Source organism: Pelotalea chapellei (assembly GCF_018531195.1).
Lineage (GTDB): Bacteria > Desulfobacterota > Desulfuromonadia > Geobacterales > Pseudopelobacteraceae > Pelotalea > Pelotalea chapellei.
This window is the reverse complement of the sequence record NZ_JAHDYS010000012.1, coordinates 116,224-131,848: the sequence shown is the minus strand read 5'-3', so window position 1 is coordinate 131,848 and position 15,625 is coordinate 116,224. Positions and strand designations below refer to the sequence as shown.

Below are 15,625 nucleotides of genomic sequence, written 5' to 3'. Positions count from 1 at the left end.
AAAGGCGCAAAGACACGAAGGAAAAGCATGCCCGGACCTTTAACTCTCTCTTTGTGCCTTCGTGGCTTCGTGTGAGATTAATGTTGTCCTGAATTATTTTTACCGGAAGGATCATGAAGTGACACAGAGCCACGAAAGCCGGAACATACGTTTGCCAGCGACTCTCAGCGATCGGGAGTTCCATCGCTTCAGCAGTTTCATCTTCGAACATGTCGGCATCAAGATGCCGCCGGCTAAAAAAATAATGCTTGAGGCAAGGTTGCAGAAACGTCTCAAGGCTCTTGGATTGGAAACGTTTGAAGAATATGGCAATTACGTGTTCAGTCAGGAAGGGAACGCCAGCGAGTTGATTCACCTGATCGATGTCGTGACGACCAACAAGACTGATTTTTTCCGCGAGCCTGCTCATTTTGAGTTCCTGGTAAAAAAGGCGCTCCCCACTATTTTGGAGAACCGGGGAGATCTGTCGCGTGATCCGGTGCGGATCTGGAGCGCCGGTTGTTCTACCGGAGAAGAGCCTTATACCATGGCAATGGTGCTGTCTGAATTTGCCGACGGGTGCTCCGATTTCCGTGCAGCCATATTCGCCTCCGATATCTGTACCCAGGTCCTGGAGACTGCCCGTCGGGGGATTTATCCGGAAGAAAGAACCGATCCGATCCCGCTCAACCTGAAGAAGAAATATCTGATGAGGAGCAAGGAAAGAAGCAGTGACCTGGTGCGCATTGCCCCCCATGTGCGTTCGCTGGTTTCGTTCCGCCGGATCAACTTCATGGATGACGATTTCGGCATGGCTGAAAAGATGGATATCATTTTCTGCAGAAACGTGGTGATCTATTTCGACAAGCCGACCCAGCAGACCCTGATGAGAAAATTCCATCGCCAGCTAAAACCGGGGGGCTACCTGTTTATTGGGCATTCTGAAACTTTGAGCGGTCTTGATGTTGATTTCAAGGCTGTGGCTTCGACTGTCTACCGGAAGAACTGACTGAGGATGCATGAAAGAGCTGATCGCCTCCCATACCTGCACGGCCTATCTCAAGCCGGGCGAAGTGATTGTGGCACGCAAGCCGCTGCTGGTGTCAACAGTGCTCGGCTCCTGCATAGCGGTGACCATGTACTCCCGCTTGCACAGGGTCGGCGCCATCTGTCACGCCATGTTGCCTGATGGCGGAGTGGGGAACGAAGATCTACGGTATGTCGATACTGCAATTCATCACATTTATCGCAAGGTAGTGGAGTATGGAGCAGGCAGCGAACTGGAGGTAAAACTGTTTGGCGGAGCCCGGGTGCTCACGGTGGGTGACTACAGCTCGACAAAACTTACTGTCGGTGAACAGAATATAGCCCATGCTCAAAAAGTGCTTGGCCTGCTGGGGCTTAAAATCACTGCCAGCGATACCGGCGGCCTCCGCGGCAGGAAGCTTTTTTTCTGTACCAGGGATGGTGGTGTGTATATACGGATGATGCGCCGGGGGAAGGATATTTCCGACCAGGAGATGGCGATATGAAAAGGATCAAGGTGCTGGTGGTGGATGATTCGGCGCTGGTACGTCAGACCATGTCGGATATCCTTGGTTCCGATCCTGAAATCGAGGTTGTAGGTACTGCTGCCGATCCGATCCTGGCCGCCGAGCGCATGAGGACCGTGATTCCGGATGTAATTACGCTGGATGTGGAGATGCCGCGCATGGACGGTCTGACCTTCCTGCAAAAGCTGATGAGTCAGCATCCAATCCCGGTGGTGATGTGTTCGACCCTGACCGAACGGGGCAATGAAACCGCCCTGAAGGCACTGGAGTATGGCGCGGTGGACATCATCACCAAACCCAAAATGGGCACCAAACAGTTCATCGAGGAGTCGCGGGTACGCATCTGCGAAGCGGTCAAGGGAGCTGCTGCTGCGCGCCTGGGAACCTTGAAGGCCATGCGCACCACAAAGGAAGTAGCACCCAGGTACACCGCCGATGTGATCATGGAAAAGCCGAATGCCAGGGCCATGATCCAGACCACCGAGAAGGTGGTTCTGGTGGGAGCCTCCACCGGTGGTACCGAAGCGCTCAAGGTGTTTCTGGAAATGCTCCCGGAAGATACTCCCGGCATTGTCATTGTTCAGCACATGCCGGAACATTTTACCGCCGCTTTTGCCAAACGGCTTGATTCCATTTGCCGGGTGACTGTCAAGGAGGCCCAGGATAATGATACGGTTGTGCGGGGCAGGGCGCTGATCGCCCCGGGCAATCACCATGCGCTCTTGAAGCGCAGTGGAGCCCGCTATTATGTTGAAATCAAGGATGGCCCCCTGGTTTCCCGTCATCGTCCATCTGTTGATGTGCTCTTTCGATCGGGCGCCCGCTATGCCGGCAAGAACGCGGTTGGTGTGATCATGACCGGCATGGGTGATGACGGTGCCCGCGGTATGAAGGAGATGTTTGATGCCGGCGCCATAACCATTGCCCAGGATGAGGCCAGCTGCGTGGTATATGGCATGCCGCACGAAGCGGTCAAAAAAGGGGGGGTCCACAAGATCATGCCCTTGCAGAATATTGCGGCTGAGGTACTTCATCTCTGTTACTAATAGGTTGTTGAAAAACAGCCATCTCGCCGCCATCCTCGAAAGCCGCCTTGTGACTTCGGCCTGCGGCCTCACCCTTCGGGCGCCTTCGCGGTCCACTTTCACACGTGAAAGTGTGCGGCGGATTGAGTTCATGCCTCCGCGGGGCATTCTCCGGTTGCGACGATCTAACTATTTTTGAACAACCTCTGATTATCAACAGCTCCCTCTGTTGCTCCGTTGCTCCGTGTTATTCCAGCCGTTGTTTTGGTACAAAAAAAGGCCAGGCTGATTGCCTGACCCCTTCTTCATTTTAACTTTGAATATCTTTTACATCTCCATGATCACCGGTAAAATCACCGGCCTGCGCTCGATGGTCTTCTTGAAGAAGCGCCGCAATGCCTGGCGCACGGCCTGCTTTACCTCTTCGCAGTCGCAGCGCATCTCGTCGTTGATCTCTTCCAGAGCGGTGGTCACAATGAAGCGCGCCGTCTCCAGGTAGTCCTGGCTCTCGTCCTCGAACACGAATCCCCGCGAAACTATATCAGGTCCGTAAATCACGGCCCCGCTGGACTGGTTGATACCGATAATCACCACGACCATGCCGTCTTCCGAGAGGTGTTTGCGATCCTTGAGCACCATGTTGCCGACATCGCCGATTCCCTTGCCGTCCACAAAGACTCTGCCCGATTCCACCTTTTCGACGATGGCTGCCGTATCGGCATAAAAGGAGATGACATCACCGTTGGTCGCCAGCAGGCAGCGTTCCTCAGGGATGCGTACATTGCGGGCCAACTGGATGTGTTTGATCAGATGGCGGTATTCGCCATGGATCGGAATGAAGAAGCGCGGCTGGACAGTATTGAGCATCAGTTTCAGCTCTTCCTGGCTGGCGTGGCCGGAAACGTGCACTTCGGATACTTTTTCGTGGAAAACTTCGGCTCCGCGGCGGTAGAGGTGGTTGATCAGTTCGGATATGGTGCGTTCATTACCCGGAATGACTCGGGATGAGAGAATAACGGTGTCTCCCCGTTCCAGTTTGATCTGCTTGTGGTCATCCATGGCGATGCGCACCAGGGCACTCATCGGTTCGCCCTGGCTGCCGGTGGAGATGATGCAGACCTGTTCCGGCGGCAGGTGGGGAAGCTCTCTCAGGTCCATCAACATGTCGTCGGCAACGGTCAGGTACCCGAGCTGGCGGGCGATGCGCACGTTGGCGATCATGGAGCGGCCGTTCAGCAGGATCTTGCGGCCATTGGCAACAGCCACGTCAACGACCTGCTGAACGCGGTGAATGCTGCTGGAAAAGGCGGCCACGATCACCCGTCCCTTGCAGTTGGGGAAGATCTCCGCAAATGCTTCGCCTACATATTTTTCGGAGAGGGTGTAGCCTTCGCGTTCCACGTTGGTGGAATCGGACAACAGCGCCAGCACACCCGCTTCACCATAGCGGGAAAGGGAGGCCAGATCGGTCAGCTGACCATCCACCGGGGTATGGTCGATCTTGAAATCGCCTGTGTGAATGACGACTCCCTCGGGGGTGGTGATGGCCAAGGCGCAGCCATCAACGATGGAGTGCGCCACACGCAGGAATTCCACACTGAAGCAGCCCAGCTCCACGCTTTCCCGCGGGGCCATGACAATCAGCTCCACCTGGTCGTCGAGCTTGTATTCGCGCAGCTTTTCATTGACGAATCCCAAGGTCAGGGCAGAACCGTAGACCGGCACGTTCAATTCCTGCAGCACAAAAGGGAGTGCGCCGATGTGGTCTTCATGACCGTGGGTAAGGCAGATGGCCCGTACCTTGGAGCTGCGTTCGCGCAGCCAGGTGATATCGGGAATGACATAATCTATGCCGAGCATGTCGGGCTCGGGGAACATCAGACCGCAGTCGACAACGATGATGTCATCCCCGCACTCGTAGACCATCATGTTCATGCCGATTTCGCCTAATCCACCCAGGGGGATGATCTGCAGGGGGGCATTTGCTGCTGAAGATTCCATGCTATTACCTTTCTTGTTGCAGCGGGGCGAGTGCGGCGATTTTCATGTCGCAGCGCCTGATCCAGTCCTGACCCGGGGTGATCAGCCAATGAGCTGCGTAAAATGAGCTGCGCAGGGAACGATAGGCAATCAGGGCCCTGGTGATATCCCCGATACGCTCATTGTATTCGGCAATGTTCCAGAGTTGCCGGGCGGCATGTTCCATTGCCGGGTGCATTGGAATGTACATGTGCAGGGCGGATTCGTAGCCGGCAACCGCACCCGGGAAATCCCCGCGCCGGTATGCGTCGTCTCCCAAGGCCAGTTGGTTCTGCATGCGCCACCAGGTCCCGGCGGCAAAAATGAGGCTGCAGAGGATTCCAATGACGATTCCGTTGGCAAGGATTGTTTTAACGTGATGGGTCATATGCTCACTGTTTGAAGAAATCGGGAATGGCTGTCAGCAGAATCCCTATGACGGTGGCGATGATACCAAGCAGCACCACCAACGCGGCAACGGTATCCATCGGCCGGGGCAGGCGGTGGCTGGCCGGAAGCCCCCAGACAACGGCTGCCAAACCTGCAATGATCAGCGGGGTGTAGAGAAGACCGGTCATCACAGCTCCAGGGATGAAGAGATAGCGGAATGCACCTGCGTCATCAACCGGCTTTCCGCTTCGTTTCGGGATGCAGCTGACGCCGGTAGTATCGGGGGATGCAGGGTAATGGTGATGTTGCCCGGATAGATCCGGGTGCGGCCGGCCGGATTGATTCTGCCGCTGCCGTTGATGGTCATCGGCACCACCGGAACACCTGCCCGCTGAGCGAGCATGAATCCGCCCCGTTTGAAGGGAAGCAGCTGATAATTTGTGGAGCGGGTGCCTTCGGGAAACATGACCACGCTTTTGCCCGACCTGATGATAGCTGCGGCATTGTCCATGCTTTTAAGGGCTCTGCGACCGTCGCTGCGATCCAGCGGAATATATCCGCCGCGGCGCATGGAGGCGCCGAATACGGGAATATCGAAAAGCTCTTTTTTGGCGATCATGTACAGCTGCCGCGGCATGGCTGCCAGGAGTGCCAGGATGTCGAAATTGCTCTGGTGATTGCTCATGAAGATCACCGGGCCGGCAGGTATGTTCTCCGCGCCGACCACGGTAACTCTGACAGCCACCAGTGCCAATGAAAGACGAGCCCAGAGGCGGGCGTGGGCAGCATAGATTCGGCCGCTGGCATCAAACAGGGTGCCGATTATTGCGCTTAAGGCAAACAGAAATGTCAGAGGGATGAATACCGTGAGAAAGAGGTATGCGCGTGCCATGGGGAAACTCCAGTTATTAGCCAGTTTCCGTCCGGAAAGGGTTCTTTTTCGCCCTGGCGGTGTCAATCTTCGGGCTTACTTGTGACTTCGACCGTGGGTCTCACCCTTCGGGCGCCTTCGCGGTCCAATTTCACAAGTGAAATTGTGTGGCGGATCATGAGAACCTCCGCGCAATCCCTCGATTTCCTTGCCAGGACAAAAAATCCCTTCTTTCTGAATCGGAAACCAGCAGTTTCTCACCCGGAGTTTCCGGATGGAAACTAGCTGCATAACTTACGTTGTTCCCGAAGTTGAGTCAAACTAAAACTCTTTAATTTCATTGGCTATAGAGGGCGGAAGTAGCTGGATCGGAAACTCTTTTCACTTGGAAAACGACTGAAAGGGGATGCGCGGGGCAACCTCAAAATCCCCAGCTGATGCCGAACATATGCAGGTCAAGGCCGGGGTTTGATACGTGGGGAGTAAGCAGATGACCGTTAGAGATGTGATGCAGCCGATATTCTGCGCGAATGCCATTGTCGAATCGGTAGGAAGCGCCAAGATAGGCGCCGAAAACCACTGGAGTTCCGAAATCGTGTTTTCCGAAGCTGCGTCTGTCCATTATGTTTACATTCACCCCCACATCAAAGGAGGCTCCCATATCGGATTTATTGAAAGATACTCCAGGCCCGCCTGAACCGATAAAACCGGTCTTCTTTCCGCCATGCAAGGCTCCCACGGAAGATTCAAAGCGCGTCCCGATTCCCCACCCCTCAGGACTCCGCCACTCCAGAGGAATTCCGTAATTGAAAAAGAGATCGTACTGTTGAAAGTATTCCGATCTGGCGGATGCCGAGAAGGCGGTTCTCAGCCCCAAATCGTTCCATTTTTTGGCCAAAACATTACCTGGGGCAAAAGCAACCAGCACCAGCACCATTCCTGCTGCCATCGCCTGTACTATAGACTTCAACTGTGACTCCTTGATAATCAAAATTAGGCGCAGCACATAAATTTCTAACGCCGCTATCGAAATTTGTCAAGGAGGTGAGGAGCCGGGAACCGTTACAGGAGAGGTTGCGCGGCGGTTTAGCCGCGGCGCCTGCTTCCGTTGCGATGAGCTGAAGCAGTTTTGATTGTCTTTTTGCCGCTGCGTTTATGAAAGGCGAGTTTTAATGATTTGGAGGAAGAAGAACGGACGAGTTTTTGTTTCGCGACCTTTTGTTTGACGACTTTTTGGGGCAACAGCTGAATTGCAGCAGGTTTGAATTCCTGAATCAGTTCCTCAAGCATCCTTTCCGTTTCCAGGACAGGGGGCAGGGCGGGATAATTCCCAAGGCTGAAACTGGCTGACGCAAGGGTTGAGACATTGCGGCGCAGCTGATTGAAGACGGAAGTTTCACGGTAGTTGAGGCGGTTTGTCAGCAGTATCACGAACAGATCCTGCGCGGGATCGATCCAGATCGAGGAACCGCTGTAGCCGGTATGGCCGAATGATTTATCTGAAAACAGCATTCCCCGCGGCGCCGAATAGGGAGAGTTGATATCCCAGCCCAGGCCACGTACAACACCGTTGCCGGACTTATAGGGCGAACACATCCTGGTGACTACCTGTTCGGAAAGAATGCGTTTTCCGTCCAGTACGCCTCCTCCCAGGATCATGCGGGCATAATTGGCCAGGTCATAGGCAGAGCTGAACAGTCCGGCATGTCCTGCAACGCCGCCCAATCGTCGGGAATTGTGGTCCTGGACTATGCCGGAAGTCGGGTCTGTGGTTGGTGCAATGGTGCTGGCAAGGTGGGCCGGTGGCAGAAACATGGTTTCCCGAGCGTTGAGCGGTTCGTAGATATTGCTGCGGCAGTATTCATTGAGGGGCAGACCGGAAACCCGTCGAACCATCTCCCCTAGAAGAATGAAATTGATGTCGGCGTAATTGAAGCGCTCCCCCGGCCGATTGCGGAACTTCTCTCCCGCGGCCCGCTGGATGGTCGTCTTCATGGGATCATCGCCGCTGACGTTGAAATCATTCAACCCCGAGGTATGGGTCAGCAGGTGGAGCAGGGTGATATCGTCCCTGCCGGCATCTTTGAATTCGGGAAACCAGCGTGAGATCGGATCGGAAAGAGCAACTTTGCCGCTGTCCAACAGCGTCATCACTGCCGGAGTTGTGGCAACTACTTTGGTCAGGGAAGCAATATCGAAAATGGTATGCTCGTTGAGAGGTGGTGCCGCAGCATTCGAGTTAAGCGCACCTCGGGCAGAGGCATGCAGGATACCGTTTTTGTTGCCGACAACCACGACTCCGCCGGCAATCAGGTTGCGATTGATTGCTCTCTGCAGAAGTGTATCGATGGTGACCGCCTGGACTGGTTCATCGCTAGCATGAAGCAGGGATGGGACACAGAACAGGCATGCAAGCAGAGCAAGGTAGATGAGGTGCATGAAGCTCCTGTTGCAGTTAACGGGATTGATGATGAGTACCGGCACCATAAGGGATTTATGAAGCCAATTATGTGATGTGTGTCACTGGAGCAGGCTTTTGGGCAAGCCGGATTCTAGTTCTCATCGGATGGAAATGCAAAAGATTAAGACATTTTGTCTCATTTAGCCTGGCGAAATACAAGAAAGACATCAACTTTGGAACTCAGAGAATTAATATTTCATTCTGCCGGAAATAAAGGTACTATAGCCGCCCTTATTTGCTGAAATGTCTCTTTTCATAATGGATCTCAGTATAGATGGACAAAAAAAAGGAGTTTAATTATGGCAAGCCTCAACAAAGTCATGCTGATCGGCAACCTGGGCAAAGACCCTGAAGTCCGCTACACCCCCTCGGGACAGGCTGTAGCCAGTTTTTCCCTCGCCACAAGTGAGAAGTTCAAGAGCAAGACAGGCGAGTGGGAAGAGCGCACTGAATGGCACAATATCACCCTGTGGGGAAAGCTGGCCGAGATCGCCGGGGAATATCTTTCCAAGGGTAAGACGGTCTATATCGAGGGACGTCTGCAGACAAGGAAGTGGCAGGACAAGAGTGGTAACGACCGTTACACCACCGATATCGTCGGTGACAAAATGCAGATGTTGTCCGGCAAGGGGGGCGGTGAACGGCGCGAGCCAGGTTCGGCTCCTGCGGCCGGAGGGAGTGGCGGTGGAAGTAGTTATGAAGAGCCGCCGTTCCAGGATGATGACATCCCGTTTTAATGGTTGTTGAAAAACAGCCATCTCGCCGCCATCCTCGAAAGCCACCTTGTGCGACGTAGCGCTGCGGCCCTCACCCAATCCCTCTCCCAGCGGGAGAGGGCAAAGCTTCCTCTCCCCCTCTGGGGGAGAGATAGAGAGAGGGATGGCCTCCGCGGGGCGTTCTCCGGTTGCGACGATCTGACTATTTTTGAACAACCTGAGTTTTCAACAAAATCCAAATAAAATATGAAAACACATTTTTGGAGTTTTCAGCCGTAGACCTTCGGGTTTACGGCTTTTTTATGTCCTATTTCTTTTTATTTGCAGCACCCTCTGCGCTGGTCAACAAAACATACTTCTTGACCGTGCGCCGATCGAGCCCGGTTTTCCGGGCAACTTCTTCGTAGGTGCCGACGCGTCGGTAGAGTAGCCCGCAATATTCTGCCATCAGTTGTTGCGCATCCATGCTGCCGGTCTCGATGCGTGCCATCAACCGGTCGGCTGGGTCGCTGGTGGCTGATGTTGCCATATCTCCGCGATAATGACGGGTGATGATGATGCGTCGTATGGCCTGTTCCAATTCACGTACATTGCCTGGCCAGGTGTAGTGCTGCTTCAGATCACGGTTGAGCGTCTCCCGTACCAGGCGTACATGAGAAGCGGCAGCCTCGCCGATCATTCGTTTCAATATGCTGCCGATCAGCGCCTCCAGTTCGGCCGGTTCTTCTTGAATACGCTGCCTGAGCGGCGGGACCACGATGATGTCGGAGCAGAGCCGGTAATAAAAATCGTCGCGAAACTGGCCGGAGCGGCGAAGGTTGTCCAGTGGCCGATTGGTGGCGGCAATAACGCGGCCCTGGAAACGTTGACGCTCATGGCTTCCCACCGGGGTGAAGGTTCGTTCCTGAATAACTTGCAAAAGCTTGATCTGCACCGGTATGGAGACGTCGCCAATCTCATCCAGAAAAATGGAGCCGTGGGGTGTGCAGCGGCTGAAGATACCCTCATGGTTTTCGATGGCGCCGGTAAAGGCGCCTTTTTTGTGCCCGAAAAGTTCCGATTCCAGCAGGGATTCCGGGTATTGGGACAGGTTGATCGGAATGAAATTGCGGGTGAAGCTCTCGCAGAAACGACCGCTGCGACCGTCGAAGGGGATAAAGCCGGAGCGCCCGATGGCAGCGGCAGCCGCTCCTTTGCCGGTACCGGTTTCACCGAGCAGCAGCGTGGAAAAATCCTCCATGCGGTTCCAAAGGTGCTGCTCATACCAGTTGATGTCGCAGGTGAAAATGTTGTTCCAGAGCTGCAGCCGCAGGCCGTGCATGGATTCGGAGAGGCCGGTCAGTGCTGTCTCGATGAAATAAAAAGCGCGTCGGATCTGGTAGAAGATTCCCAGGTAGCGGTGGCAGCCACTTTCGCTGAGCCCCAGGGCAGCTATGGCGCCCAGCAGCTCTGTGGCAAAGGGGATGGGAATTGGTGCGTCACCAGCTGCCATCTGCTTTAGAATGAAATCGTCGAAGGTCCGACCATAACGGTGGTAGATGTCGAACAGGAAAACTGTTCTGAGCAACTCCTGGTCATCCTTGGCATGAAGCTTCAGGTCGTCGCGTCCCGACTTTTTCAACAGTGCAAGCCGTTCGGAGATTCGGGCGGTGACCTGCTCGAGCAGATCATTCCACGGCATGGCAGCGTCAGTTCCGGCAATCTTCCTGTCCAATTCCACCCTGGCCTGGCTGAAAGGATTGGTAAAAGCCGCCTGGCCGACCATTTTGAAAAAGTCACGTTCAACAGATGTCAGCAAGGTCTTTGTCATGCATATTATGTACATCATCCAGACATTCAGTGTCAATCAAGCTCATCGGCACCCGTTGCAATTTCACTTAACCTGTTAAAAATGCGGGTATTGCATAAATGTTGGCCTTCTGGCATGTTCCCTGAAACAGATGCAGGCATAGAACAATTTACAATCCACCAGGAGCATCCTATGCGATCATCTGCCCCCCTCATTGACATCCACTGCCATACCGCCGGCATTGGCGCCGGCTCCAGTGGCTGTTTTGTCTCCAGTGCCATGCGCCGCAATAAGCGCTTTCGATTTTTTCTCAAAACATTCGGCGTGACCGAAGCGGAACTTATTGACCGCGGTGATGAACTTGTATTGGAACGGCTGTCACAGGGCCTGGCCGAATCGCGGCACGTAACTGCCGCAGTGGTGCTGGCCATGGATGGTGTGGTCAACGCACGTGGCGAATTGGATGAAGCCGCGACGGAGATTTATATCCCTAATTCCTTCCTGGGGCAGGCCTGCCACAACTACTCGAATCTGTTATTCGGGGCCAGCATCAATCCCTATCGACGGGATGCACTGGAGCGGCTTGAGCAGGCTGCAGCGGATGGAGCCGTACTGATGAAGTGGCTGCCATCCATTCAGGGCATCGACCCTGCCGATCCACGGCTCAAGTCATTCTACCGCCGCCTGTATGAGCTGAAGCTGCCGTTGTTGACCCACACCGGTAACGAGGAATCCTTCACCCGCGCCGACAACAGCCTGGCTGATTCGCTGCGGTTGCGTAGTGCTTTGGACGAAGGAGTCACGGTCATCGCTGCCCATTGTGCCAGTAATGGAAAGAACGAAGGGCAGCCAAACATGGAACGCCTGCTGTCACTTTTCGCAAAGTACCCAAACCTTTTCGCCGACTTTTCCAGCCTGACCCAGGTCAACCGGTTGGGACACCTGGGCAAGGTGCTGCGGCACACTCGTATTCACGATCGCTTGCTGTATGGCAGCGACATGCCGATCATCAACAGCTTTATCACTTCCCCATGGTGGCACGCTCGCCACATTCCCTTGTTGGAAGTACGGCGCATTGCCAGCATTCGAAACCCTTGGGATCGGGATGTGGAGCTGAAGATGGCGCTGGGGGTGACGGAGGAAATTATGGGCAACAGTGGCCGGATTGTAGGGGCGGGGTCCCCCCGCCCGATCTTGCCCCCGCCCGTTTAAGATAAAAGGCACAGAAACAAGGCAGGGCGCGGAAACCGCGCCCCTACAAAACAATCTAAAGGCACAATTATGAAAATGGGCGAAATATCAACCAACAAGCTTCCCCACTCCTTCGGTCGACTGAACGTTACCCAATTCCTGGGGGCGATGAACGACAATGTACTGAAGCTCCTGATTATCTTCTGCCTGATTGGTGTCAAGGGGGCCGACAAAGCCGGAGTGATCACCGCCACCGTCGGGGCGGTATTTGTGCTGCCGTTTCTGCTCTTCTCGGCTCCTGCCGGCTGCCTGGCTGATCGGTTGGCCAAGTCGCGCATTATTGTCGCCATAAAGGTAATTGAGGTAGTGGTGACCGCTTTGGCGGTTGCTGCCTTTGCCGCAGGGTGGCATGACGGTTTGTATGTCGTGATATTCATGATGGCGACTCACAGCGCTTTTTTTGCACCGGCCAAATATGGCGTAATCCCGGAACTGGCCGGTCGTGAACAGCTCTCCCGCGCCAACGGCCTGATCGAGTCCTTCACTTATCTGGCTATCATCTGTGGGACAGTGTCGGCCTCGGCACTGACCCAGGCCGTGGCTGGACGCTACTGGATAGGGGCACTCTCCTGCCTGATGATCGCTTTGGTTGGCCTGTGGGCGGCATCGGGCATGGAGGTCACCCCGCGCGCCGATACTAACCGAAAAATAGCTTACTTCCCGACAGAGATCCTGCGCACCCTGCTGGCTATCCGCCATGACCGGCATCTGATGCTGGCGGTCATTGGTCAGGCGTATTTCATGTTTATAGGGGGCTATGCCCAGCTCAACCTGATTGCCTATGGCATGCAGGGACTGGGGCTGTCCGAGGCCCATAGCGGCTACCTTTTTCTGGCTGCTGCCCTCGGCATCGGCGGCGGATCGCTCCTGGCCGCCAAACTATCCGGTCGCGATGTGGAATTCGGCATTGTTCCCATCGGTGCTGCCGGCCTGACTATCGCCCCTGTTTTGCTGCATGTGGTGCCCTCGACGCTGCTGTCCTGTCTGGCAATCCTGGCGCTGTTTGGCGTGTCGGCGGGCCTGTTCAGCTTGCCGCTGCAAACCTTTATTCAGTTCCGGGCCGAGCCTGCCAAAAGGGGCGAGGTATTGGCCGCTTCCAGCTTTGTCAACTGGGTGGCGATCCTGATCGCGTCGGGACTAACCTGGCTGTTCAGCGGGCCGTTTGGCTTTTCGGCGGCCCAGGGATTCAGCGTCGTCGGTATCATAACCCTGGTGTTCACGCTGATATCATTCTGGGTGCTGCCTGATTTTCTGCTGCGCTTTATCGCACTGGCTGCCATGCGCATCTTTTATCGTTTTCGCATCATCGGAGCTGAAAACCTGCCGGTAGGGGGACCGGCACTGCTGATTCCCAACCATGTCACCTGGTTGGATGCCTTGCTGCTGACCGCCACCAACCAGCGTCGCATCCGTTTCGTGATGGAGCGGCGCATCTACAATACGCCGCTCTTGAGCGGCCTGTTCCGGCTGATGGGGGTCATACCGGTCTCTTCCCAAGATAGCAAGAAAGGGCTGCTGGAGTTCATGCGGCAGGCCAGGACTGCCTTGGATGAAGGCTATCTGGTCTGTATTTTTGCCGAGGGACAATTGACCCGCAACGGCATGCTGCGCGAGTTCCGCGGAGGATTCGAGCGCATCGTCAAAGGGACCGACTATCCGATCGTCCCGGTCTACATCGGCGGCGCCTGGGGCAGCATCCTTTCCTATGCCCATGGCCGGTTGCTGTCACGTCTGCCGGCATTCTCCCCCTATCCGGTGAGCATTCTGTTCGGTAAGCCGATGTCTTCCACCTGCACGGCCATGGAGGTGCGCCAAAAGGTGGCTGAGCTCTCCTGCGATTATTTTGATTCCCGCAAGGCGAACCGCAAGCCACTGGAGCAGTATTTTATCCAATCAGCCCGGCAGAACTGGACTCGCAAGGCTATTGCCGACACATCGGGCAAATGCCTGACCTATGGAAGAACGCTGGCCGGGGCTGTGGCTTTGGCAGGTAAACTGGAGGCGCTGCTGGCTTCCCCCCCCTTTACGAAAGGGGGATCGAGGGGGATTTCTGCAGCTGACGGCCAAATCCCCCCCAGCCCCCCTTTCGCAAAGGGGGGAGCGATTGGCGAACATGTCGGTCTTCTGCTCCCCCCTTCCGTGGGGGGCGTACTGGCAAACCTGGCCCTGATGCTGATGGGCAAGGTTCCGGTCAGCCTGAACTACACGGCTGCCGAAGGTTCCCTGCGTTCGGCTGTTGAACAATGCGCAATCACATCCATCATCACGTCAAAGGCATTCCTGGAGAAAATGCCATCAATGCCGCGGCTGGAGGGAATGATTCTGCTGGAGGATCTGCTGCCGACCATCACTTCCCTGGACAAGTTCGTGGCCCTGATGAAGGCTCGTCTGTTGCCGACACGCCTGCTCTGCACGCGGGTCGGATTTACCCCCGACAGCGTGGCCACAGTGATCTTCTCCTCCGGCAGCACCGGCGAGCCCAAAGGGGTCATGCTGACCCATCACAACATCATGTCCAATATCGAGGCGTTGCGCATGGTGTTCCGGGTCAGCACCGCCGACAACGTCTGCTCGGCTCTTCCCTTCTTTCATTCGCTGGGCTTCACCGCCACCCTCTGGTTTCCGCTCGCCTCCGGTTTCTCGGCCGCCTATCATTCCAATCCCATTGATGGCGAAAAGATCGCACAGGTGGTGAGGGAGCACAGGTCAACCTTGCTGCTGGCCACGCCGACTTTCCTGCTGGCATACTTGCGTCGCGCCAAGCGAGAGGATTTCGCCTCTCTGCGACTGGTGATCACCGGCGCCGAAAAGCTTAAGGCCAAGGTGGCCGATTCCTTTGAGGAGCGTTTTGGTGTCAGGCCGATGGAAGGCTACGGCGCCACCGAACTGGCGCCGGTCATCACGCTTTCGCTGCCCGATGTCGAGGTGGGGGGCGTGCGCCAGCATGGTTCCAAAGAGGGTAGCGTGGGGCATCCGATTCCGGGTGTGGTGATCAAGGTGGTTGATCCGGAAAGCGGCCATGAATTGAAAGCGGGCGAGGCGGGACTTATGCTGGTAAAAGGCCCCAACGTGATGCTTGGCTATCTCGGCAGGTCGGATAAGACCGCCGAGGTGATCCGTGACGGCTGGTATGTCACCGGCGACATCGGCGTTATGGACGATGACGGCTTTATCCGCATTACCGACCGTCTGTCCCGCTTCAGCAAGATTGGTGGAGAAATGGTGCCGCACGGCGTGGTGGAGGACGAACTGCACAACCGACTGGGGCAGACCGGAGTAGTGGCGGTGACTTCCGTGCCGGACGAGAAAAAGGGGGAGCGTCTGGTGGTGCTGTTTACCCGTGAAGCGGCCGATGCCGCAACCCTGCAACGCCACATGGCCGAAAGTTCTTTACCGAATCTGTGGAAGCCGGGGCGGGACTGTTATCTGGAAGTGGAAAATCTGCCGATTCTGGGCACCGGCAAGTTGGATTTGAAAGGGATCAAGGAGCTTGCTTTGGCGGCCGTGGGGGGGTGAACTATTGGCATTGGAAAATGTGTTTGCTTTAACCAAATGGTCATATAAGATTCTC

General features: G+C 55.4%; 13 protein-coding genes. 6 read left to right on the top strand and 7 right to left on the bottom strand.

The genetic code is table 11. The features are described from left to right. Positions 1–118: 118 nt before the first annotated feature. From KJB30_RS13265 to KJB30_RS13255, 3 genes are read left to right on the top strand one after another with little or no spacing between them, the layout of a single operon-like run. The gene (locus KJB30_RS13265; protein WP_367618983.1) at positions 119–988 is read left to right on the top strand and encodes a CheR family methyltransferase; all 870 of its coding nucleotides are present in this window, start codon (positions 119–121) and stop codon (positions 986–988) included. Between the two features lie 10 nt (positions 989–998). Beyond that, positions 999–1,511 (top strand): chemotaxis protein CheD, encoded by a 513-nt coding sequence (locus KJB30_RS13260; RefSeq protein ID WP_214300062.1) that lies wholly within the window; start codon positions 999–1,001, stop codon positions 1,509–1,511. After that, on the top strand, positions 1,508–2,578 hold the full coding sequence (locus KJB30_RS13255) for a protein-glutamate methylesterase/protein-glutamine glutaminase (protein ID WP_214300060.1): 1,071 nt from the start codon (positions 1,508–1,510) through the stop codon (positions 2,576–2,578). The genes KJB30_RS13260 and KJB30_RS13255 overlap by 4 nt, the downstream gene beginning before the upstream one ends. Before the next feature lie 306 nt (positions 2,579–2,884). Here the strand turns inward: KJB30_RS13255 and KJB30_RS13250 are convergent, their stop codons facing one another. From KJB30_RS13250 to KJB30_RS13225, 6 genes are all read right to left on the bottom strand, one after another. Beyond that, entirely contained in the window at positions 2,885–4,558 is a 1,674-nt protein-coding gene (locus KJB30_RS13250) for a ribonuclease J (RefSeq protein ID WP_214300058.1), read from the bottom strand. 4 nt (positions 4,559–4,562) lie between these two features. Continuing rightward, positions 4,563–4,964 carry a tetratricopeptide repeat protein gene (locus tag KJB30_RS13245; protein WP_214300056.1) on the bottom strand — a complete coding sequence of 134 codons (402 nt, stop codon included), beginning with the start codon at positions 4,962–4,964 and terminating at the stop codon, positions 4,563–4,565. A gap of 4 nt (positions 4,965–4,968) precedes the next feature. Beyond that, positions 4,969–5,154 (bottom strand): hypothetical protein, encoded by a 186-nt coding sequence (locus KJB30_RS13240; protein WP_214300055.1) that lies wholly within the window; start codon positions 5,152–5,154, stop codon positions 4,969–4,971. Next, complete coding sequence (locus KJB30_RS13235) at positions 5,154–5,858, bottom strand: lysophospholipid acyltransferase family protein (RefSeq protein ID WP_214300054.1); 705 nt, start codon at positions 5,856–5,858, stop codon at positions 5,154–5,156. The genes KJB30_RS13240 and KJB30_RS13235 overlap by 1 nt, the downstream gene beginning before the upstream one ends. A 400-nt stretch (positions 5,859–6,258) precedes the next feature. Then, complete coding sequence (locus tag KJB30_RS13230) at positions 6,259–6,807, bottom strand: acyloxyacyl hydrolase (protein ID WP_214300053.1); 549 nt, start codon at positions 6,805–6,807, stop codon at positions 6,259–6,261. Between the two features lie 116 nt (positions 6,808–6,923). Then, entirely contained in the window at positions 6,924–8,276 is a 1,353-nt protein-coding gene (locus KJB30_RS13225) for a serine hydrolase domain-containing protein (protein ID WP_214300052.1), read from the bottom strand. A gap of 321 nt (positions 8,277–8,597) precedes the next feature. On the opposite strand from KJB30_RS13225, the gene KJB30_RS13220 reads away from it, so the two are divergent. Further along, positions 8,598–9,035, top strand: coding sequence for a single-stranded DNA-binding protein (locus tag KJB30_RS13220; protein WP_214300051.1), 438 nt, complete (start codon positions 8,598–8,600; stop codon positions 9,033–9,035). A gap of 286 nt (positions 9,036–9,321) precedes the next feature. Here the strand turns inward: KJB30_RS13220 and KJB30_RS13215 are convergent, their stop codons facing one another. Further along, positions 9,322–10,824 (bottom strand): sigma 54-interacting transcriptional regulator, encoded by a 1,503-nt coding sequence (locus KJB30_RS13215; RefSeq protein ID WP_214300050.1) that lies wholly within the window; start codon positions 10,822–10,824, stop codon positions 9,322–9,324. 171 nt (positions 10,825–10,995) lie between these two features. Here KJB30_RS13215 and KJB30_RS13210 point away from each other — a divergent pair, with 171 nt between their 5' ends. Continuing rightward, positions 10,996–12,015 (top strand): amidohydrolase family protein, encoded by a 1,020-nt coding sequence (locus tag KJB30_RS13210; protein ID WP_214300048.1) that lies wholly within the window; start codon positions 10,996–10,998, stop codon positions 12,013–12,015. 69 nt (positions 12,016–12,084) lie between these two features. Next, positions 12,085–15,570 carry an acyl-[ACP]--phospholipid O-acyltransferase gene (locus KJB30_RS13205; RefSeq protein WP_246545677.1) on the top strand — a complete coding sequence of 1,162 codons (3,486 nt, stop codon included), beginning with the start codon at positions 12,085–12,087 and terminating at the stop codon, positions 15,568–15,570. Positions 15,571–15,625 lie beyond the last annotated feature (55 nt).